This is a genomic window from Bradyrhizobium sp. C9, assembly GCF_002532045.1.
GTDB lineage: Bacteria > Pseudomonadota > Alphaproteobacteria > Rhizobiales > Xanthobacteraceae > Bradyrhizobium.
Genome location: NZ_NWTG01000007.1, coordinates 324,564 through 345,509, shown reverse-complemented (window position 1 = coordinate 345,509; position 20,946 = coordinate 324,564). Strand labels below are relative to the sequence as shown.

Below are 20,946 nucleotides of genomic sequence, written 5' to 3'. Positions count from 1 at the left end.
GAACCGGAGCAAGAGCGCCGAAGGTGGAATGACACCAGGCCGATCCATTCAAAATCGGCATCGATCAATACCCGTTTCGGCTTGGACCCATTGCCGTCATCTCTCTAGGACAGACCCTGAGGAAATCTTTCAAGGAGGCGCGAATGAGCGCAATAGTGTCCGCCACGGACGCGCGGCGATCCCGCGTCCGGCTGTTGATCGTGACGATGCTGTTTCTCGTCACCACCGTGAACTATGCCGATCGCGCCACGCTCTCGATCGCCGGCCCTGCCCTCTCCAAGGAACTGCATCTCGACCCCGTCGCGATGGGTTACGTATTCTCGGCGTTCGGCTGGTCCTATGTGATCGCGCAGGTGCCGTGCGGCTGGCTGCTCGACCGCTACGGCTCCAAATGGGTCTATGCGATCAGCATCATCGTCTGGTCGATCTTCACCGCGATGCAGGGCCTGGTCGGGTTCCTCTCCGCGGGCGCGGCCGTGGTGCTGCTGTTCGGGCTGCGCTTCCTGGTCGGCTTTGCCGAAGCACCGTCGTTCCCGGCCAATGCCCGCATCGTCGCGGCCTGGTTCCCCGGCTATGAGCGCGGCACCGCATCGGCGTTCTTCAATTCCGGACAGTATTTCGCAACCGTGATCTTCGCGCCGCTGATGGGCTGGATCGCGCACGAGTACGGCTGGCGCCACGTGTTCTACGTGATGGGCGGGCTCGGCATCGTGATGGGCATCGCCTGGATCAAGACGATCTACGAGCCGAAGGACCATCCTGGGATCAACGAGGCCGAATTCGACTACATCAAGCAGGGCGGTGCGCTGGTCGACATGGACGCGGCGAAGGCCGGCAAGACGCAGGACAGCGGCCCCGGCTGGGACCATATCCGCCAGCTGCTCGCCAACCGCATGATGCTCGGCGTCTATATCGGCCAGTACTGCATCAACACGCTGACCTACTTCTTCCTGACCTGGTTCCCGGTCTACCTGGTGAAGGAACGCGGGCTCTCGATCCTGCAGGCCGGTTTCGTCGCGACCTTGCCGGCGCTGTGCGGCTTCGTCGGCGGCGTGCTCGGCGGCGTGATCTCGGATTACCTGCTGCGCCGCACCGGCTCGCTGACGATGGCGCGCAAGATTCCGATCGTCGGCGGCATGCTGCTGTCGATGGTGATCATCGCCTGCAACTACGTGGACAGCCAGGCCCTGGTGGTCGGCTTCATGGCGCTCGCCTTCTTCGGCAAGGGCATCGGCGCGCTCGGCTGGGCCGTCGTCTCCGACACCTCGCCGAAGGAAGCCAGCGGCGTCTCCGGCGGCTTGTTCAACACCTTCGGCAATCTGTCCTCGATCACGACGCCGATCATCATCGGCTACATCCTCGCCGCCACCGGCTCGTTCAACGGCGCGCTGGTGTTCGTCGGCGCCAACGCGCTGGTCGCAGCGATCGCCTATCTGTTCATCGTCGGCGAGATCAAGCGGGTGCAGCTGAAGGCGGCCTGAGCGGGCCGCAACAGCAGCAACAGATCAACGGCGGCTTCGGCCGCCGTCTTAGTCTTCTTGGTTGTCTGCTTTTGTCTTCTTGGCCAGTGGGAGGCATCGATGCTAGAACGTACAAATCCTCGACCGATCCATTCCAGGCTAGCATCGATGTTCGACCTGAACCAGCTCCGCTGTTTCGTCACGGTGGCCGAGGAACTGCACTTCGGCCGCGCCGCGGCGCGGCTCAACATGACGCAGCCGCCGCTGAGCCGGCAGATCCAGGTTCTCGAGCACATCATCGACGCGCCGCTGCTGGAGCGCACCAGCCGTTCGGTGCGGCTGACCCCGGCGGGACGCAGCTTCCTGCCCGAGGCGCGGCGCATCCTCAAGCTCGCGGAATCCGCTTCGCAGGTCGCCCGCCGCATCGCGCTCGGCAAGACCGGCTCGCTCAAGATCGGCTTCACGGCCGCGGCCGCCTACGGCTTCCTGCCCGATCTGATCGCAGCCGCCCGCTCCCGCCTGCCCGAGGTCGATTTTTCCCTGAAGGAGATGGTCTCCGGCGATCAGTTCGAGGCGCTCACCACCGGCCAGATCGATGCCGGCCTGCTGCGCCCGCCGATCGCGCGGCCGGAATTCGCCAGCCGGCGCGTCGTCGCCGAGCCTCTGCTGGCCGCGATCCCGAAGAAGCATCCGCTGGCCACGGCCGACACCGTCAGCATCAAGGATTTCGACGACCAGCCCTTCGTGATGTATTCGCCCTATGAGGCGCGCTACTTCCACGATCTCCTGGTATCGCTGTTCACGCGCGCCGACGTGCTGCCGCGCTATGTGCAGCACCTCAGCCAGATTCATTCGATTCTCGCCATGGTGCGGGCCGGGCTCGGCGTTGCGATCGTGCCGGAGGCCGCCGCCAGCCTGAAGATCGCGGACGTCCGGCTGAAGCCGCTGAAGCTGCGCACGCCGGTGCCGGTCGAGCTGTTCATGGTATGGCGGCGCGATCACGAGAACCAGTTGCTGCCGTCCTTGATCGAGATCGCCACCGAAATCGCCGCCCCGCATCTGCGCGGCGATTGATGCAGAGTTAGCATCGCTCGATACCGCGTTTGGCTTGGACGCGCATCGAAGCATTCCCTAAAAATTCGGCCATGGACGCGCGCTGCTCGCGCATCCCTTATCCAACATCATTCAAGGAGTGGCGCCATGAGCAAGATGACCCCTCGGGAGATGGCCGCGAGAATCGGCGGCGGCCTCCTGTCTTTTCCCGTGACCCCGTTCAAGCCGGACTATTCATTCGACGAGGCGACCTATCGTGCCAACATGGACTGGCTGTGCGGCTATGACGTCGCCGGCCTGTTCGCCGCCGGCGGCACCGGCGAGTTCTTCTCGCTCACGCCGGCTGAAGTTCCGCATGTCGTGAAGATCGCGGTCGAAGAGACCAAGGGCCGGGTGCCCGTGCTGGCCGGCACCGGCTACGGCACCGCAATCGCGCGCGAGATCGCTGTTGGCGCCGAGAAGGCCGGCGCCGACGGCCTCTTGCTGCTGCCGCCCTATCTCACCCATGCCGAGCAGGACGGTCTCGCCGCCCATGTCGAAGCGGTGTGTTCGTCGGTGAAGATCGGCGTCATCGTCTACAACCGCGACAATGCGATCCTGCAACCCGACACGCTGGCGCGGCTCTGCGAGCGCTGCCCGAACCTCGTCGGCTACAAGGACGGCATCGGCGACATCGAGCTGATGACCCGCGTCTACACCAGGCTCGGCGACCGCCTGACCTATATCGGCGGCCTGCCGACCGCGGAAACCTTTGCGCTGCCCTATCTCGACATGGGTGTCACGACGTATTCGTCGGCGGTGTTCAACTTCGTGCCGGAATTCGCCACCAGGTTCTACGCCGCGGTACGTCGGCGCGATCATCAGACCATCCATGCAGGCCTGAAGGATTTCATCCTGCCGCTGATCGCGATACGCAATCGCAAGAAGGGCTACGCAGTGTCGATCATCAAGGCCGGCATGAAGGTGATCGGCCGCGACTCCGGTCCGGTGCGCCCGCCGCTGACTGATCTCTCCGAGCAGGAGATCGCCGAGCTCGCGGCACTGGTGGCAAAGCTGCCGCAGGCCGCCGCGCAACAGGCGGCAGAATAGACCGAACGGCAAAAAGACAAAGGGAGGAGCAGATGATTCAAGACGCGATCCGCACCGGCTTTGCCGGCGCCCCTGTCGTCACGGCGATGGAGGTGATCCCGGTCGCCGGCCGCGACGGCATGCTCCTCAATCTGAGCGGCGCGCATGCGCCGTTCTTCACCCGCAACCTCGTCGTCCTCACCGACAACTCCGGCCACACCGGCGTCGGCGAGGTGCCGGGCGGCGAGAAGATCCGCAAGACGCTGGAGGACGCCCGCGACCTCGTCGTCGGCCAAACCATCGGCGCTTGCAACAACATCCTGGCGTCGATGCGCCAGACCTTCGCCGACCGCGACGCCGGCGGCCGCGGCAAGCAGACCTTTGACCTGCGCGTCACCATCCATGCAGTGACCGCGGTGGAATCCGCGCTGCTCGATCTGCTCGGCCAGCATCTCGATCTCCCGGTCGCAGCCTTGCTCGGCGAAGGCCAGCAGCGTGCGAGCGTCGAAACGCTCGGCTATCTCTTCTTCGTCGGCGACCGCAGCAAGACCAGCCTGCCTTACGTCGAGGGCGAGACCCGCAAGCCGGATTGGTTCAACCTGCGCCATCAGGTTGCGATGACGCCGGAAGCGATCGTGCGCCTCGCCGAGGCGACGCAGGCGCATTACGGCTTCGCCGACTTCAAGCTCAAGGGCGGTGTGCTCAAGGGCGAAGAGGAGATCGAGGCCGTCACCGCAATTGCAAAGCGCTTTCCGGACGCGCGCGTCACGCTCGACCCGAACGGCGCCTGGTCGCTGGATGAAGCGATCCGTCTCTGCGGCAACATGCATGGCGTGCTGGCCTATGCCGAGGATCCCTGCGGCGCGGAGGCCGGTTTCTCCGGCCGCGAGATCATGGCCGAGTTCCGCCGCGCCACGGGGCTACCGACCGCGACCAACATGATCGCGACCGACTGGCGCCAGCTCAGCCACGCGCTGCGGCTCGGGGCGGTCGACATTCCGTTGGCCGATCCACATTTCTGGACCATGCAAGGGTCAGTGCGGGTGGCGCAGACCTGCCGCGACAACGGCCTGACCTGGGGCTCGCACTCCAACAACCATTTCGACATTTCGCTGGCGATGTTCACCCATGTCGGTGCCGCCGCACCCGGCAAGGTGACCGCGATCGACACCCACTGGATCTGGCAGGACGGCCAGGCGTTGACCAGGGATCCGCTGCAGATCAAGGGCGGCAAGATCGCGATCCCGGACCGGCCGGGTCTCGGCATCGAGCTCGATCGCGGTGCCATCGAGGCGGCGAACGCGCTATACAAGCAACATGGCCTCGGCGCCCGCGACGACGCGCTGGCCATGCAGTTCCTGATCCCGGGCTGGACCTTCGACGACAAGCGTCCCTGCCTCGTGCGCTAACAAGAAAGGTTGGAAACATGACCGCTCACCAGAAGAACTTCATCGCCGGCGAATGGATCGACGGAACGGGCATTACGCGGGACATCAACCCCTCCAACACCAAGGACGTGGTCGGCGAATACGCCAAGGCCGACAAGGCGCAGACTGAAAAGGCAATCGCCGCGGCGAAAGCCGCCTTCCCCGCCTGGGCGCGCTCGACGCCGCAGGAGCGCTTTGACGCGCTGACCAAGATCTCCGTCGAAATCCTCGCCCGCAAGGAAGAGCTCGGCCGCCTGCTGGCGCGCGAGGAAGGCAAGACGCTCCCCGAAGGCATCGGCGAGGTGGCGCGCGCCGGGCAGATCTTTGCGTTCTTCGCCGGCGAGGCGCTGCGGCTGATGGGCGAGAAGGGAGCATCGGTGCGCCCCGGCCTCGATGTCGAGATCACCCGCGAGCCGGTCGGCGTCATCGGCATGATCACACCCTGGAATTTCCCGATCGCAATCCCGGCCTGGAAGATCGCGCCCGCGCTCTGCTACGGCAACACGGTAGTGTTCAAGCCGGCCGAGCTGGTGCCGGGCTCCGCGCACGCGCTGTCCGAGATCATCGCGCGCTCCGGCATTCCGGCCGGGGTGTTCAACCTCGTGGTCGGTTCGGGCTCGGTGGTCGGCCAGACCCTGCTCGATCATCCTGATGTTGCCGCGATCTCGTTCACGGGCTCGGTGCAGACCGGCCGCAAGATCGCGCAGGCCTGCGTGCTCTCCAATCCGATGAAGAAGTTCCAGCTCGAGATGGGCGGCAAGAATCCGCTGGTCGTGCTCGACGATGCCGACGTCAAGGTCGCGGTCGAGGTCGCGGTCAACGGCGCCTATTTCTCGACCGGCCAGCGCTGCACGGCGTCTTCGCGCATGATCGTCACCGCGGGCATTCACGACCGTTTCGTCGCCGCGATGACCGAGCGCATGAAGGGGCTTTCGGTGGATGACGCGCTGAAGAGCGGCGTGCATGTCGGCCCTGTGGTCGACCAGAGCCAGCTCGACCAGGACCTGCGCTACATCAAGATCGGCCAGGACGAAGGCGCCCGCCTGCATTGGGGCGGCGAGCTGTTGAACCGTGAGACCCCCGGCTTCTATCTGCAGCCGGCGCTGTTCACCGAGGCGACCAACCAGATGCGCATCGCCCGCGAGGAGATTTTTGGCCCGGTCGCCTGCGTGATCCGCGCCAAGGACTACGAGGAGGCGCTGGCGATCTCCAACGACACCGAGTTCGGCCTCGCCTCGGGCATCTGCACGTCAAGCCTGAAATACGCCTCGCATTACAAGCGCAACAGCGAGGCCGGCATGGTGATGGTCAATCTGCCGACCGCCGGCGTCGACTATCACGTGCCGTTCGGCGGACGCAAAGGCTCGAGCTACGGCGCGCGCGAACAGGGCGCCTATGCCCGCGAGTTCTACACCACGGTGAAGACGGCTTACACGTTCCCGGGGTGATATGCTTTGCACGGGAAGTGCGCCCCCTCTCCCGCTTGCGGGGGAGGTGAAGCCAGGCCAAGAGGAGAGCGTCATGGACCAGTCGATCGGCGCGCAGGAGCAGCCCCGCTACATCAAGCTCAACGCGCGCGACAATGTCGCGATCGTCGTGAATGATTTCGGCCTGCCCGCCGGCTCGCATTTCGCCTGCGGCCTGACGCTGCGCGCCTTCGTGCCGCAGGGCCACAAGACCGCGCTGCAAGACATCGCCGAGGGTGCGCCGATCATCCGTTACGGCGAGGTGATCGGCCACGCGCTGTCGCCGATCCTGGCCGGCGAATGGGTCGACGAGGCGCGTATCTGCATGCCCGACGCGCCGCCGCTCGATCAGCTCGAGATCGCAACCGCGGTGCCGCCCGCGCTGCCGCCGCTCGAAGGCTTCACCTTCGAGGGCTTTCGCAATCCCGACGGCTCGGTCGGCACCAAGAACATCCTCGGCATCTCCTCGTCCGTGCAATGCGTCAAGGGCACGATGGAATATGCCGTCAAGCGCATCCGCGCCGAGCTGTTGCCGAAATATCCCAATGTCGACGACGTCGTGCCGCTGACCCACGCCTATGGCTGCGGCGTCGCGATCACGGCGCCCGATGCCGTGGTGCCGATCCGCACCCTGCAGAACCTCGCGCTGAATCCGAATTTCGGCGGCGAGATCCTGGTCATTGGCCTCGGCTGCGAGAAGCTCGCGCCGGAGCGGCTAGTGCCGGAAGGCGTCAGCGACGCCATCGTGCGGATGCAGGACGAGGCTTTTGACGGCTTCGGCGCCATCGTCGACGCCATCATGACCCAGGCCGAGGCTCGCCTGAAGGTGCTCAACGCCCGCACGCGCGAAACCTGCCCGGCCGCCGATCTCGTGATCGGCCTGCAATGCGGCGGCAGCGATGCGTTTTCCGGCGTCACCGCAAATCCTGCGGTCGGCTTCGCGGCGGACCTCTTGGTTCGCGTCGGCGCGACCGTGATGTTCTCGGAAGTGACCGAGGTGCGCGACGCGATCCAGCTTCTGACCCGCCGCGCCGCGAGCGAGGATGTCGGCCGCGCGCTGATCCGCGAGATGGCCTGGTATGACGCCTATCTCGCCCGCGGCGGCGCCGACCGCAGCGCCAACACGACGCCGGGCAACAAGAAGGGCGGGCTCGCCAACATCGTCGAAAAATCCCTGGGCTCGATCGTGAAATCCGGCTCCGGTCCGATCACCGGCGTGCTGTCGCCGGGCGAGAAAGCGCGGCAGAAGGGCATGCTGTTTGCCGCAACCCCGGCCAGCGACTTCATCTGCGGCACCTTGCAGCTCGCCTCCGGCATGACCTTGCAGGTGTTCACCACCGGCCGCGGCACGCCCTATGGCCTTGCCGCCGCCCCCGTCATCAAGGTCGCGACCCGCAGCGAGCTCGCACGACGCTGGAAGGACCTCATCGATTTCGACGCCGGCTGCATCGCGACCGGCGAGAAGACGATCGAGGAAACCGGCTGGGACCTGTTCCGCCTGATCCTCGACGTCGCCAGCGGACGGACTAAGCCGTGGTCGGACCGCTGGGGCATCCACAACGATCTCACGCTGTTCAACCCGGCGCCGGTGACCTGAGCGGCGCAGGCCAACCTGCACGTGAAAAGTCCGCCGTGACGCAGTCAGCGGCGGACTTTCATTCAATGTCCTCTTCATTTCTCTTGGGCTTGATCGGCATCAATCGTCGTCGTGATGGATCACGGTCTTGCTGCGATTGCCGAGCTCGTCCTGCTTCTTGATGACCGTGGTCCGGTCGTGACGCGGCTCGCGCTCCCTGATCACGGTGGTGCGGTCACGATCGCGGTCGCGATATTCATGCGACTCGCCGACGGTCACGCCGGCGCCGACGGGGCCGGCACGAACACCGATTTCATCGGCGAACGCAGGCGATGCGATCGCGGTCACCATGGCCGCAGCAAACAGATACTTTCTCATGACGTCTCTCCTCCTCGCGTGGCGATGTGGGGAGGAACGTCGGGTGCGACATAGCGTTCCTATATCGATCCTGGTGTAGATGCTCACGCGCTGATGCGGGAACAATGCGTGGGGAACCTCGCTGAACAGACATTCACCTGTGTGGCGAAATGCTCATGTTCCACGCGTTGAATAGCCCGATTTGATGGCCCACGTCCTCATCAACAGGAGGACAATCCATGAAGCAATCGCAGCACTTCCTCGACAATGCGGAGAACTGCGCGCAGCTCGCCGAGCGCGCCGACGACGAGCCGACCTACAACCGATTCAAGCGCATGGAAGCAGCCTGGCGCGCGCTGGCCAAGGAGCAAGATTGGCTCGACGGCGAGACCTCGCCGTCGGAGACCGCAATCGCCGCTCCGCCGGAACCCGCAGCACGAATCTGAACCAACTTAGGTCGGGAAATGGCCCGCTGCGACAATCGAATGTCGCCGCGGGCCGCTTTCTATTCGGCGCTGCGCTGCCGCTGCCAGCGCAGCAGATAGGCCTGCAGCCGCCAGATGAGCGCCGACAGCACGACGCCGACCAGCATCAAGACCACGACCGCGACCATCATGCCCGAGGCCTCGCCGCGCGCCTCGGACTCGATGATGAGGCGGCCGATGCCGCGCTCGGCGCCGATGAACTCGCCGACGATCACGCCGATCAACGCGAACGAGATCGCCGGCGTCAGCGAGGCGAACACCCAGGCCATGGTCGAGGGGATCACCACCGTGCGGGTGATCTGCCACTCGCTGGCGCCGAGCAGCCGCGCCGCGTTGGTAAAGCCTTCATCGATCGAGCGCGCGCCCTCGAAGGTGTTGAAGAACACCAGGAACACAACGACGATCCAGGACGTCACGATCTTCGACATGTCGCCGATCCCGAACGCCAGCACGATGATCGGCGCCAGCGCGATCCGCGGGATCGAATTCACCGCGGTGATGAAGGGCTGGAAGATCGCGCTCAAACGATCGGACCGCCCGAGGATCAGCCCGGCGACGAAGCCAGAGACCACGCCGGTGACGAAACCGAAGAAGGTGTTCTTCAGCGTGATCGCCGTCGCGGCCCAGAGATTGTTCTCGTTGCGCGCCAGGCATTTTGCGAAGTCGCCGTTGAACCAGCCGTTGAAGACGCCGAGTTTTGAGGTCAGGCAGCTCTGGATCAGGAAGTTGTCGAAGATCATCGACGGCTTCGAGATGAAATACGGGTCGAGCAAATCGGGCACCAGCCACGGCAGCTTGGTGCGGAGATCATAGCCCCATTGCCAGACTGACAGCACGACCGCGCAGATCAGGAGCTGCCAGCCGACCGTGCCGAGCATGCCATATCGTCTCATGCGCTGCGGCCCTTGACGAATTCTTCGCCGAGCGAGTGCCAGATGTGCTGGAACAGCTCAGCATAGCGCGGGGTCTCGCGCACCTTCACCGCATCGCGCGGGCGCGTGAAGTCGACCTCGAACATGTCCTTGATGCGGCCCGGCCGCGCCGAGAACAGGATGATGCGGTCGGCCAAGGTCAACGCCTCGCCGAGATCGTGGGTCACGAACAGCACGGTCTGCTGCTCGCGCTCCCAGATCCGCAGCAGCACCTCGTGCATGTCGATCTTGGTGTGGGTGTCGAGCGCGCCGAACGGCTCGTCCATCAGGAGGATCTGCGGCTCGACGATCAGTGTCCGCATCAGCGCCGCGCGCTGCCGCATGCCGCCGGACAGCGCCGACGGATAGGCGTTCTCAAATCCCTTCAGTCCGGCCTGCGCGACGCATTGCACGATGCGCTCTTTCCGCTCGTGCGCCGGCACGCCCGATAGCTCCAGCCCGTAGCCGATATTGTCGCCGACGGTTCGCCACGGAAACAGCGTGTCGCGCTGGAACACATAGCCGACATCAGGCGTCGCCTTGCCGGGGACGACGCGCTTACCGTCGATCAGGATCTCGCCGCCGGTCGGGCGGATCAGCGAGGCGATCATGTTGAGCACGGTACTCTTGCCGGAGCCCGACGGCCCGAGCAGCGCGACGAACTCGCCGCGGCGGACGTCGAAGCTGACGTCGCGCACGGCCTCGATCGTCGTCTTCGCAAGCTGAAACGACTTGCTCAGGCCCCTGACCTCGACGCGACGATCGGCCGAGGCGCGCGGCGACACGGTTACGCTCGTCTCGAGCGCGCTCAACCCGGATAGGCCTTTCGCGCCGCGTCGATGAGATTGGAGTTGACCACGTCGGCGATCTTGAGCGGCTTGATGCCGGTCATCTCGCGGAACCAGACTTTCTCGCCTCGCGCGAAGCTCGCCGCATCGACCGAGCCCTCATAGTCTGCGACCTTCTGGATCGCAGTGATCTCGAGCAGGTTGGCGTCGCGCGAGGTGCTGCCGACATAGGGCTCGATGGCGTCGTAGACCTCGGTCGGCTTGTGCGCCTTGATCCATTGCGAGGCGCGCCACAGCGCGGTGACATAGGCCTGCATCTTGGCCGGATCCTTGTCGATGGTCGCCTGCAACGTGAAATGCGCGGTCACAGGCACCTTGCCGCCGATATGCTTGTTCCAGATCGCCTCGTCGGTGCCGTCGAACAGCAACTCGCCCCAGCCCTGCTGCTGCGCTTCGTTGAGCAGCGACAGCGAAGACACCAGAATATCGACCTGCTTTGACTTCAGCGATCCCAGCATGGTGTCGACATTGCCGGTGCCGATCCAGGTCACCTTGTCGTCGAGCCCCATGGTTTCCATGTAGTAGGACGCCCAGACATGGTTGGTGCCGCCGAGCGAGGAGACCGAGACGATCGGCTTGCGGCCGTCGGGCCGCTTCCATTGCGTGAAGGCCTCCAGCGAGTTGACGCCCTGGTCCTTCAGATCCTTGCGCAGGATGAACATCACCGAGTTCGACCGCGTGTCGACCGGCAGCAGCACACGCGCGGCGCGGCCGTGATTGGTGAGCTGCATCGGATGGGTGACGTCGCCGATCCCGATGTCGCCCTGCGACGAGGCGATGATCTCGCGAGTCTTCACGCCACTGCCGCCCTGCACCAGCTTGCAGTCGAGCCCGGCTTCCTTGAAGTAGCCGATCCGGTCCGCGACGAATTGCGTCTGATAGACCGGCACCGCGACCGGATAGATCGCGCGCCCCGTCGCGGCCTGCGCCCATGCCCGCGCCGTCGCCATCGCCGCGCCACCCGCGGCGATTACCGTCAGGGCCGACCGCCGCGAAATGTGGGGCATGGCGACATCAGGCATCACGCGTGCTCCTTGGCCGAGATCTTGTCCAGCGCGCTGAGCACCGCATCGCCCATCTGGACGGTCGACAGCTTCTTCGCACCCGCTTCCGCAATGTCGGCCGTTCGTGCGCCGGAGGCAAGCGCACTCTGCACCGCCTTTTCCAGCAGGTCGGCATCCTCGGGGCGGTTCAGCGTCAGGCGGAGCAGCATCGCGACGCTGAGGATCGATCCGAGCGGATTGGCGATACCCTTGCCCGCGATATCGGGCGCGCTGCCGTGCACCGGCTCATACAGCGCCTTGCGCCGGCCGAAGCGATCGACCGGACCGAGCGAGGCCGACGGCAGCATGCCCAGCGAGCCCGAGGCCATCGCCGCGCAGTCGGACAGGATGTCGCCGAAGATGTTGCCGGTCACCATCACGTCGAACTGCCGCGGCTCGCGCACGATCTGCATCGCGGCGTTGTCGACATAGAGATGGGTCAGTTCGACGTCGGAGAACTCCTCCTTGTGCAGCCTGATCACCTCCTCGCGCCAGACCACGCTGGTCTCCAGCACATTGGCCTTGTCGACCGAGCAGACCTTGTTGCGCCGGGTCCGCGCCAGCTCGAACGCCGAACGCGCTACGCGGCGGATCTGGTTGGTGGTGTATTGCTCGGTGTTGAAGCCGCGGCGCTGGCCGTCCGGCAAGGTCTCGATGCCGCGCGGCTCGCCGAAATAGATGCCGCTGGTCAATTCGCGGATGATGACGAAGTCGACACCGTCGAGCACCTCGGGCTTTAGCGGCGCCGACGCCGACAGCGCCGGGCTCGCCACGATCGGCCGCAGATTGGCGTAGAGATCGTATTTGCTGCGCAGCCCCAAGAGGCTGCCGGCCTTGCGCGCCGCCGCCGGCACTTCGGTCGTCTCGGGCCCACCGGTCGCGCCCCACAGGATGGCGTCGGCCTCGTCCATCGCCTGCGCGGTGTCCTCGGGCAGCACCTTGCCGGTGGCGAGATACGGAATCAGGCCGTATTGCGCCTCGCGCAGGGTCATCGGCACGTTCCGTTTGGCTGCGAACCACTCCAGCACGCGGCGCGACTGCGCGGTGACTTCGGGGCCGATACCCTCGCCGCCGACGACGGCGACCTTGACCATGTTCGATTGCGTGCTCATGCCGGTGTCCTTGAAGCGGGTGTCTTCTGAAAATGAATCCAGGGCCGCGTCGTGCGGTCGGCAGCCTGGAAGGCGTGGATCTCGTCGTCGCGCTGCAATGTCAGCGCTACCTCGTCGAGCCCCTTCAACAGCCCTTCGCGCCGCCGCGGGTCGATCTCGAACGAATGCCGCGCGCCCGACGGCGAGACGATGGTCTGTGCCTCGAGGTCTATCGAGACCTTGCCGGCGCCCTGCGTCGCCTCGATGTCGGCGGCAAGCTGATCCACCACCGCCTTGTCGACGACGACGGGCAGGATGCCGTTCTGGAAACAGTTGGCGAAGAAGATGTCGCCGAAGCTGGAGCCGATGACGGCGCGGATGCCGCGCTCCTGCAGCGACCACACCGCGCCCTCGCGCGACGAGCCGCAGCCGAAATTCGGCCCCGTAACCAGTATCTCTGCCTCCCGGTACGGCTCGCGGTTGAGGATGAAATCCGGATTCTCCGAGCCGTCGGCCAGATAGCGCAGCGAGCCGAACGCCCATTTGCCGAGCGTGCCACGGACCCCGTTGCCGACCAGGCGCTCGATCCGGATGATCACGTCGGTGTCGATATTGGCGCGCATGATCGGCGCAGCGGTCGCGGTGAGCTTGTCGAACGGTTTCGGCATCTTAGCGCCCCATCATCCTGACATCGGCGATCGCGCCGGCAATGGCCGAGGCCGCCGCACTCGCGGGGCTCGCCAGATGCGTCCGTGCCCGCGGCCCCTGCCGGCCGACGAAATTGCGGTTCGAGGTCGAGACCGAACGCTGCCCGGGCGCCACCACCTCGCCGTTGGCGGCAAGGCACATCGAGCAGCCGGGCTCGCGCCATTCGAATCCGGCATCGATGAAGATCTTGTCGAGCCCTTCGGCAACCGCCTCGCGCTTGACGTTCTCCGAGCCCGGCACCACCCAGGCGCGGACCCCGGGCGCGACCTTGCGGCCGCGCGCGACCTCGGCTGCGGCGCGCAGATCGCTGAGCCGGCTGTTGGTGCAGGAGCCGATGAACACCCAATCAACCGGCGTGCCGGCGATCGGCGCACCTCCCTGCAGGCCCATATACTCAAGCGCGGTCTCGATCGCGGCGCGCCGCAAGGGATCGTCGACCGACTTCGGATCGGGAATGACGCCATCGACGCCGACAACGTGCTCGGGGCTGATGCCCCAGGTCACCTGCGGGATGATCTTTTCGACGTCGATCACGACCTCGCGGTCGAACACCGCGTCGGGATCGCTCGGCAATTCGCGCCACGCCTTGACTGCGCGATCCCACATCTCGCCCTGCGGCGCATAGGGACGGCCGCGCAGGAATTCGAACGTCGTCTCGTCGGGCGCCACCATGCCCATCTTGGCGCCGAGCTCGATCGAGAGGTTGCAGATCGTCAGCCGTCCCTCGATCGGCAACGCGCGGATCGCACTGCCGGCATATTCGACCGCATAGCCGGTACCGCCGGCGGCGCCGATATGCCCGATCAGTGCGAGGATCATGTCCTTGGCAGTGACGCCGAGCGGCAGCTTGCCCTCGAAGCGCGCTCGCAGCGTCTTCGGACGCTTCTGGATCAGCGCCTGTGTCGCCAGCACGTGGGTGAGCTCGCTCGACCCGATGCCGAAAGCGAGTGCCCCTAGGCCGCCATGGGTGCAGGTGTGGCTGTCGCCGCAGACGATCGTCGCGCCCGGCAGGCTCAAGCCGAGCTCCGGCCCGATGACGTGGACGATGCCCTGGCCGGGCTGGTCGACATCGAACAACGTGATGCCGCTCGCCGCCGTCTCGACCCGCAGCGCGGCGAGCAATTCCTGTCCGATCTTGCTGGTTCCGGCGCGGCCGGGCGCCGTCGACAGCGCGTGATCGGGCGTCGCGAATGTCAGTTCGGGATTGTGAACCTTAAGGCCGCGGCTCTTGAGATCGAGCAGGCCGCGCGAGCCGCCGAGATCGTGCAGCAGATGGCGGTCGATATGAAGAAGGTCAGTGTCCTCGCTCAAACGAGCAATGACGTGCTGATCCCAGATCTTCTCGAGCAAACTTCGGCCGGGCATCCGCCTTCCCCTGCTCTCTGCGTTTTCATGGCTTGGTCTTGTTGGGCGCCAATCTGTGCCAAAGTTGTCGTCAAGTGAAGCAGTTTTGCCCTAACATCACATATGTGATGGAGGCGCGGGTCTTGACCCGCCGAGGAGCCAGCCATGCCGAATCCGAATAAGACGGCCATCGTCAAATCGGCCATGCGGACGTTTGCAGTTCTGGAGTTCTTTCGGAAAACAAAGCGGGCGGCTTCCGTGACTGAAATCGCTTCCGCGCTGGAGATGCCGCAATCGAGCACGTCGGTGCTGCTGCGCTGTCTCGTTGAATTGAACTACCTCGAATACGAGCGAAAGAGCCGGCGTTTCATCCCGAGCTACCGGGTCAATCTGCTCGGCGACTGGATCCGTCGTTCTCCGTTCCGCGATACCAAGCTCACCGATCTGATGGAGGAACTCTGGACCGCGACAGGCGGCGAAACCGTCATGCTTGGACAACAGGCCGGCGCCGCCGGGATGCAGTATCTGCACGTTGTCCCCGGCGGCTCTCAGCTTCAGTACACTGCCCAAGCCGGCCAGATACGACCGATGGTTCGGACCGCGCTCGGCCACGTGCTGCTGAGCCAGATGCCGAACACCAAAATTCGCGGCATTATCCGGCGCAACAACGCCGAGGAGCCGAGTCAGTCGGCGCGGGTTCGCGAAGCAGTCTTTCTCGAAGAGGTCGAGCGCATTCGCCGCCGCGGCTTTTCCGAGACAGGTGGCCGCACGACGCCGGGCGCGAACACAATTGGCATGCTCGTTCCTCTGCCGAAGCGACGCGCGCCGCTCGCCATCGGCATCGGCGGACCAATCGAACGGATCGCAGCAAAGCGCGCGCAGATCATTGATGTCATGCAGAGCCGGCTGAAAGAACTAACCGGCGAAGCCGGACCAAGATTCGTCGAGAAATGACCTCTGAGGACGCTTGACGCGTCGGGTGGAAGACAAAGCCGTAGCCCGGATTGCGGCGAAGCGAAATCGGGATCAGTTCCTCAACGTAGAGGCCTGCTCCCGATTTCGCTACCGGCATCCGGGCTACGGAGTTCACCTCCGGGAGGAGAGGTGTATCCGAAGCGCTTCAATCCAAACTATCTCACGACGCCAGTGCTTCCTCCGGCATCACGGCCGACAGATGCTGGCTCTCAGCCACCGCGCGGTTGGTGATGCGGCCGCGATGGACGTTGAGGCCGGCACGCAGATGCGGGTCCTCGACCAGCGCGCGCAGCCCCTTCGACGCAAGCGCCAGTCCGAACGGCAAGGTGGCGTGGTTGAGCGCGTGGCTTGAGGTGACCGGCACCGCGCCCGGCATGTTGGCGACGCTATAATGCACGATGTCGTCGACCAGATAGGTCGGCGCCTGGTGCGTGGTCGCCTTCGAGGTCTCGAAGCAGCCGCCCTGGTCGATCGCGACGTCGACCAGCACCGCACGGCGTTTCATACCTCCAAGCTGTGCGCGTGACACCAGCTTTGGCGCGCTGGCGCCGGGCACCAGCACCGCGCCGATCACGACGTCGGCAGCGAAGACCTCCTGCTCGATCGCCTCCAGCGTGGCGTAACGGGTGCGGATGCGCCCGAGGAAGAGGTCGTCCAGCGCGCGGAGCCGCGGCAACGAACGGTCGAGGATGGTGACGTCGCTGCCGAGCCCTGCGGCCATTCGCGCCGCGTGGGTGCCGACCACGCCGCCACCGATGATCGCAACGCGCGCCGGCGGAACGCCCGGCACGCCGCCGAGCAGCTTGCCCATGCCGTCGGCGGATTTACGCAGCGCAGCGCCCGCGGCCTCGATCGCAAGCCGGCCGGCGACTTCGCTCATCGGCGCGAGCAGCGGCAGCCCGCCATGCGCGTCGGTCACGGTTTCATAGGCGACCGCCGTGCAACCGGAGGCGATCAGCCCCGTGGTCTGCGGCACGTCGGGCGCGAGATGCAGATAGGTGAAGAGGATCTGGCCCTCGCGCAGCCTGCTCCATTCGGACGGCTGCGGCTCCTTCACCTTCACGACCATCTCGGCAACCGAGAACACCTCTTCGGCGGTATCGGCAATCCGTGCGCCGGCCTGGGTGTAGACGTCGTCGCCGGCGCCGATGCCGTCACCGGCGCCGCGCTGGACCACCACCTCGTGGCCGTGCGCCACATATTCCCGCACCGAGGCAGGCGTCAGCCCGACCCGATATTCCTCGACCTTGATTTCCTTGGGCACGCCGATGCGCATGGTCCGCTCCTTGAAGCATTGGATTCGTTTCCGCCACGCTCAAGGCTATGCCCCGACACACGGCGTTTCTCAGCGAATTCCGGCTTGCTCACAACCAAATACGCTCATATCCTTCGCTCTTGGCTCGGCTCTTGAAGGAAAACTGCGTGGACGGTCTCGATCGTATCGATCTCAGAATCCTTGCCGAGCTGGTCGCCGACGCACGCGCCAGCCAGATCGAGCTCGCCGAGAAGGTCGGGCTGTCGCCGACCGCCTGCGCGCGGCGCATCCGCCATCTCGAGGAGATCGGCGTGATCCGCGGCTATCGTGTCGACCTCGAACCATCAGCGCTTGGCCTCGTGACGACCGTCGTCGTCACCATCACGCTGGAGAAGCAGAGCGAGGATTATCTCGCAGCCTTCGAGGCCGCGATCGCGCGCTGCCCCGACGTCGTGTCCTGCCATCTGATGTCGGGCAGCGACGATTATCATTTGCAGGTCATCGCCCGCGACATCGCTGACTTCGAGCGCATCCACAAGCAGCATCTGTCGCGGATGCCGGGCGTCGCCCGCATCCATTCCAGCTTCGCGATGCGCGAGGTGGTCCGCCGCACCATTCCGGAAACCGCGCTGCGCGGCTGAACCGGAATGGTCGACTTGTGACCGCGACGGGATTGCGCCCCCTCTCCCGCTTGCGAGGGAGGTGCAGCGACTTTGCCGCTAGACTGATCTAATCTCGACTTCAGGATGGATGGCGGCTCGCGCGCGGCCACATCCGCGCCAGCGTCTCGTCCTTCTTGACGACGACATGCCAGAGCGTCGCGGCGATATGCAGCGCGACCACCGCATACACGAAGTAAGCCAGCAGGCCATGCGCGAGTTCGCCCGCCTCCGCGACCGCCTTGTTGTCGGCGAACAGGCGCGGCCAGCTGAAGGTCCAGAAATAGCGCAGCGAATAGCCGCCGGCCGACGAGAACATGTAGCCGGTCACCGGCATCACGAACAGGATGGCGTAGAGCGCCCAGTGATTGAGTCTTGCGGCGATCCTGATCAGCGGAGAGAACGAGCCCGGCTCCGGCGGCGCCGTGGTCGCAGCGCGCACCATCAGCCGCAGGATCGCCAGGAAGAACAGGGTGACGCCGAGTGATTTGTGCACCTCGAGCAGCTCGCGCCGCGGTGACGTCCCCGCCGGCTGCAGCCCGCAATAGAGCCCGATCAGCATCGCCGCGATGAACAGCACCGCCGTCGCCCAGTGAATCCGGCGGAGCAGCGGATCGTAGCTGGCCGTCATGTCCGTCGTCACAAAGCGCCTTCGCTTGAAGCCGCCCGTGCGGGTTCGGCCGAAAAAGGAAGGCCGTTCCATAGATGATCGCGCGAGGCCTGCCTACCGGGGCGGGCGCCAACCTCGATCACGATCGCGAAGGCTGGAGGGCCGGTACCCCCTCATCATTCCGGGATGCGTGCGCAGCACGCAGGCCCGGAATCACGAACAGAGGATCCGCGCAGCCACGCGCTCACTGTCACAAACGCCGCGCTGTCACAAACGCCGCGCTGTCACAAACCGCGCCCGCTGTCACAAACCGCGCCCGCTGTCACAAACGCTGTCACAATCGGAGCCTGCCCGGCCCCGTGCCACACGTATTTTTTAGTCGTGATTCGCCACCTTCTATGACAGAATTACTACAATTCAATATCAGTTCGGTTACACGCGGAGCGGTGAATGAGCATGGAGCGGCGGGCACGGCCGGTTACGCTGGCTTGGTCGAATCCAGTGGTCCGGTGGTGGGGCTTTCTGAGCTTGGTCAGCGCCGCCAATATCGCTGTTTGGTTCGCGCTGTATCGCCAGTTCCACGAGCAGTCCAACGGCAGCTTCAGCAACACGTCCGGCATCGGCCTGATGATGCTGCTGTGCGCGGCCTATGTGTTCGGCTGCGCCTTCCGCTCGGTGCTGCCGCGCGCCGACGTGCAGCGCATCTGCCTGTTCGACCATTGGCTATCCAGCGTCGTGGTCGGCCGTACCGTCGCCACCGTCGCCGAGGTCTGCTTCGCCGCGCAATGGGCGATCATCCTGCATCAGCTCGGCACCATGACCGGCGCCGAGACCACGATGAACATCGCCTGGATCATCGTGCCGCTGATCGTGATCGCGGAATGCTTCTCCTGGTATGCGGTGCTGACCACCCATTATCTCTGCAACGCGATCGAGAACTCGATCTGGGCCGTGGTGTTCTTCCTGGTCGGGATCGCCCTGTGCCGGCTGCTGCCCGAGTTTCACGGCCCGGTGCGCTGGGCCTTCATCACAGCGATCGTCGGCATCGCCGCCTTCCTCGCCTTCCTGATGACCATCGACGTCCCGATGTACCTGAACCGCTGGCGCGCCAATCTCGCCGCAGGCGGCACGCTGCTGCATCCGCTCGACGGCCTGCGCGATGTCAGCCGGCGCTGGGTCGTGACCCACGACATCGCCGAGTGGCGCGAGGAGATCGCCTGGATGTCGCTGTATTTCAGCATGGCGGTGTGGTCGAGCCTCGCGCTCTGCGTCGGCTATTCGCTCGAGGATCAGCTGCCGCGCTACCGTACCGAGCCCGCGATCGTCGCGACGACGCAGGCGATCGAAAATCCGACGCCGGCGGCGCAGCACACCGCAACGATCGACGCGGCGGCGCCGTCACGGAATTGAACGACGGTCCCGCGCGCGGCTTGTGGCCGTCATCGCTTTCGGAGTAAAGGCTGGATCATCCCTGCTCATCCATCCGCGCGTTCCATGCCCCGCATCACCATCATCGAAACCGGGCTCGTCAGTCCGCAATTCCGCGAGCGCCATGGCAGCTATCCGCAGATGTTCCAGCGGATGGTGGCCACTTCAGATCCGTCGATCGCCTGCGACGTCGTCAGCGTCGCCAACGGCGAGCCGCTTCCGGATCCGGCCACATTGGATGCGATCCTGATCACGGGATCGGCGGCCGGCGTCTATGACGATGTCGCCTGGATCGCGCCGCTCGAAGCCTTCGTGCGCTCAGCCCACGACAAACGCGTTCCGATGGTCGGCGTCTGCTTCGGCCATCAGCTGATCGCGCAGGCGCTCGGCGGCACCGTGCGCAAGTCAGAGAAGGGCTGGGGCATCGGCCGCCACGTCTACCAGCTGACGCCGGACAATGGGCTGCTCGCGGGCGAGACGATCGCGGCGGCCGCCTCGCACCAGGACCAGGTGATCACACCGCCCGCCTCCGCGCGCACCATCATGTCGTCGGAGTTCACCCCGCATGCCGGGCTGCTCTACGCCAACGGCACGACGCTGTCGGTGCAGCCGCATCCGGAGTTCACCGCCGACTACGCCGACGCGCTGTGCGACCTGCGCCGCGGCCTCGCGCCGGACGCCGTGGTCGACACCGCCAAGGCATCGCTCACCGGGCCGCTCGACCACACGACGCTGGGCGGCGTGGTCACGCGCTTTCTCACCGGCCGCGCGTCTGTGTGAGACAACGCCTCAGGTCATGCTGCCCGGCATGAAGCAGCGCACGCGCGGGTGGCCGTCGATATAGTGCTTCCACACCATGGTTCGCCCGACCTTGTTCGGCTCGGTGATCAAGGCCTCGTCCGGCACCACGACCCATTCGTCGTCGATGTGCACGCGATAATGACCGTGATCCGATTCCCAGTCCGGATCGGCGACCACGGATCCGTCGGCGTCGGAACAGCATTGTCCGTAGCCGCTGTGCAGGCTTTCAAACCAGGGTTTCAGAGGTGAGTTGGCGTAGCGGCCGTCGTCGCGCGCCAGGGTCGGCGATGTCAACCACATCGTCCCAAGCAGCAGTGCCGCACGCGTGATGGCGTGCATGGTGTCGTCTCCGCAAGTGTCGATCCAGCTGCGGGCGCGCAT

General features: G+C 65.3%; 21 protein-coding genes. 11 read left to right on the top strand and 10 right to left on the bottom strand.

Annotation, left to right across the window (positions count from 1 at the left end; translation table 11 throughout):
* Positions 1 to 143 precede the first annotated feature (143 nt).
* From CO675_RS18500 to garD, 6 genes are all read left to right on the top strand, one after another.
* On the top strand, positions 144 to 1,481 hold the full coding sequence (locus CO675_RS18500) for an MFS transporter (protein WP_097673307.1): 1,338 nt from the start codon (positions 144 to 146) through the stop codon (positions 1,479 to 1,481).
* Positions 1,482 to 1,628: 147 nt separating this feature from the next.
* The gene (locus CO675_RS18495; RefSeq protein ID WP_097673306.1) at positions 1,629 to 2,534 is read left to right on the top strand and encodes a LysR family transcriptional regulator; all 906 of its coding nucleotides are present in this window, start codon (positions 1,629 to 1,631) and stop codon (positions 2,532 to 2,534) included.
* 126 nt (positions 2,535 to 2,660) lie between these two features.
* Positions 2,661 to 3,602, top strand: a complete 942-nt coding sequence (gene kdgD, locus CO675_RS18490) for a 5-dehydro-4-deoxyglucarate dehydratase (RefSeq protein ID WP_097673305.1) — start codon at positions 2,661 to 2,663, stop codon at positions 3,600 to 3,602.
* Between the two features lie 32 nt (positions 3,603 to 3,634).
* Positions 3,635 to 4,990, top strand: coding sequence for a glucarate dehydratase (gene gudD, locus CO675_RS18485; RefSeq protein WP_097673304.1), 1,356 nt, complete (start codon positions 3,635 to 3,637; stop codon positions 4,988 to 4,990).
* 17 nt (positions 4,991 to 5,007) lie between these two features.
* Positions 5,008 to 6,456 (top strand): aldehyde dehydrogenase family protein, encoded by a 1,449-nt coding sequence (locus CO675_RS18480; protein ID WP_097673303.1) that lies wholly within the window; start codon positions 5,008 to 5,010, stop codon positions 6,454 to 6,456.
* Between the two features lie 73 nt (positions 6,457 to 6,529).
* Positions 6,530 to 8,071, top strand: coding sequence for a galactarate dehydratase (gene garD, locus CO675_RS18475; protein WP_097673302.1), 1,542 nt, complete (start codon positions 6,530 to 6,532; stop codon positions 8,069 to 8,071).
* A 99-nt stretch (positions 8,072 to 8,170) separates the two neighbouring features.
* Here the strand turns inward: garD and CO675_RS18470 are convergent, their stop codons facing one another.
* Positions 8,171 to 8,428 (bottom strand): hypothetical protein, encoded by a 258-nt coding sequence (locus tag CO675_RS18470; protein WP_097673301.1) that lies wholly within the window; start codon positions 8,426 to 8,428, stop codon positions 8,171 to 8,173.
* A 218-nt stretch (positions 8,429 to 8,646) separates the two neighbouring features.
* Between CO675_RS18470 and CO675_RS18465 the strand changes: the two genes are divergently transcribed.
* Positions 8,647 to 8,853 (top strand): hypothetical protein, encoded by a 207-nt coding sequence (locus CO675_RS18465; RefSeq protein ID WP_097673300.1) that lies wholly within the window; start codon positions 8,647 to 8,649, stop codon positions 8,851 to 8,853.
* A gap of 59 nt (positions 8,854 to 8,912) precedes the next feature.
* Here the strand turns inward: CO675_RS18465 and CO675_RS18460 are convergent, their stop codons facing one another.
* From CO675_RS18460 to leuC, 6 genes are read right to left on the bottom strand one after another with little or no spacing between them, the layout of a single operon-like run.
* On the bottom strand, positions 8,913 to 9,785 hold the full coding sequence (locus CO675_RS18460) for an ABC transporter permease (protein ID WP_097673299.1): 873 nt from the start codon (positions 9,783 to 9,785) through the stop codon (positions 8,913 to 8,915).
* A complete protein-coding gene (locus CO675_RS18455) occupies positions 9,782 to 10,615 on the bottom strand; it encodes an ABC transporter ATP-binding protein (protein WP_198964648.1) in 834 nt (277 codons plus the stop codon). The genes CO675_RS18460 and CO675_RS18455 overlap by 4 nt, the downstream gene beginning before the upstream one ends.
* A complete protein-coding gene (locus CO675_RS18450) occupies positions 10,612 to 11,673 on the bottom strand; it encodes an ABC transporter substrate-binding protein (protein ID WP_097673298.1) in 1,062 nt (353 codons plus the stop codon). The genes CO675_RS18455 and CO675_RS18450 overlap by 4 nt, the downstream gene beginning before the upstream one ends.
* Positions 11,673 to 12,806: a 3-isopropylmalate dehydrogenase gene (gene leuB / locus CO675_RS18445; protein WP_097673297.1), complete on the bottom strand. Its 1,134-nt coding sequence runs from the start codon at positions 12,804 to 12,806 to the stop codon at positions 11,673 to 11,675. Before leuB ends, CO675_RS18450 begins: the two co-directional genes overlap by 1 nt.
* Positions 12,803 to 13,453 (bottom strand): 3-isopropylmalate dehydratase small subunit, encoded by a 651-nt coding sequence (leuD, locus tag CO675_RS18440; RefSeq protein ID WP_097673296.1) that lies wholly within the window; start codon positions 13,451 to 13,453, stop codon positions 12,803 to 12,805. The genes leuB and leuD overlap by 4 nt, the downstream gene beginning before the upstream one ends.
* A gap of 1 nt (position 13,454) precedes the next feature.
* Positions 13,455 to 14,858 (bottom strand): 3-isopropylmalate dehydratase large subunit, encoded by a 1,404-nt coding sequence (gene leuC / locus CO675_RS18435; protein WP_097673295.1) that lies wholly within the window; start codon positions 14,856 to 14,858, stop codon positions 13,455 to 13,457.
* Between the two features lie 144 nt (positions 14,859 to 15,002).
* On the opposite strand from leuC, the gene CO675_RS18430 reads away from it, so the two are divergent.
* Entirely contained in the window at positions 15,003 to 15,791 is a 789-nt protein-coding gene (locus CO675_RS18430) for an IclR family transcriptional regulator (protein WP_097673294.1), read from the top strand.
* 181 nt (positions 15,792 to 15,972) lie between these two features.
* Here the strand turns inward: CO675_RS18430 and ald are convergent, their stop codons facing one another.
* Positions 15,973 to 17,088, bottom strand: coding sequence for an alanine dehydrogenase (ald, locus tag CO675_RS18425; RefSeq protein ID WP_097673293.1), 1,116 nt, complete (start codon positions 17,086 to 17,088; stop codon positions 15,973 to 15,975).
* 131 nt (positions 17,089 to 17,219) lie between these two features.
* Between ald and CO675_RS18420 the strand changes: the two genes are divergently transcribed.
* Complete coding sequence (locus tag CO675_RS18420) at positions 17,220 to 17,708, top strand: Lrp/AsnC family transcriptional regulator (RefSeq protein WP_097673292.1); 489 nt, start codon at positions 17,220 to 17,222, stop codon at positions 17,706 to 17,708.
* Positions 17,709 to 17,808: 100 nt separating this feature from the next.
* Here CO675_RS18420 and CO675_RS18415 read toward each other — a convergent pair whose 3' ends face one another.
* Entirely contained in the window at positions 17,809 to 18,357 is a 549-nt protein-coding gene (locus CO675_RS18415) for a cytochrome b (RefSeq protein WP_097673360.1), read from the bottom strand.
* Positions 18,358 to 18,792: 435 nt separating this feature from the next.
* On the opposite strand from CO675_RS18415, the gene CO675_RS18410 reads away from it, so the two are divergent.
* On the top strand, positions 18,793 to 19,746 hold the full coding sequence (locus CO675_RS18410; RefSeq protein WP_097673359.1) for a hypothetical protein: 954 nt from the start codon (positions 18,793 to 18,795) through the stop codon (positions 19,744 to 19,746).
* An 84-nt stretch (positions 19,747 to 19,830) separates the two neighbouring features.
* Positions 19,831 to 20,544: a type 1 glutamine amidotransferase gene (locus CO675_RS18405; RefSeq protein ID WP_097673291.1), complete on the top strand. Its 714-nt coding sequence runs from the start codon at positions 19,831 to 19,833 to the stop codon at positions 20,542 to 20,544.
* Between the two features lie 9 nt (positions 20,545 to 20,553).
* Here CO675_RS18405 and CO675_RS18400 read toward each other — a convergent pair whose 3' ends face one another.
* Positions 20,554 to 20,904 (bottom strand): hypothetical protein, encoded by a 351-nt coding sequence (locus tag CO675_RS18400; RefSeq protein ID WP_198964647.1) that lies wholly within the window; start codon positions 20,902 to 20,904, stop codon positions 20,554 to 20,556.
* Between the last annotated feature and the right edge of the window lie 42 nt (positions 20,905 to 20,946).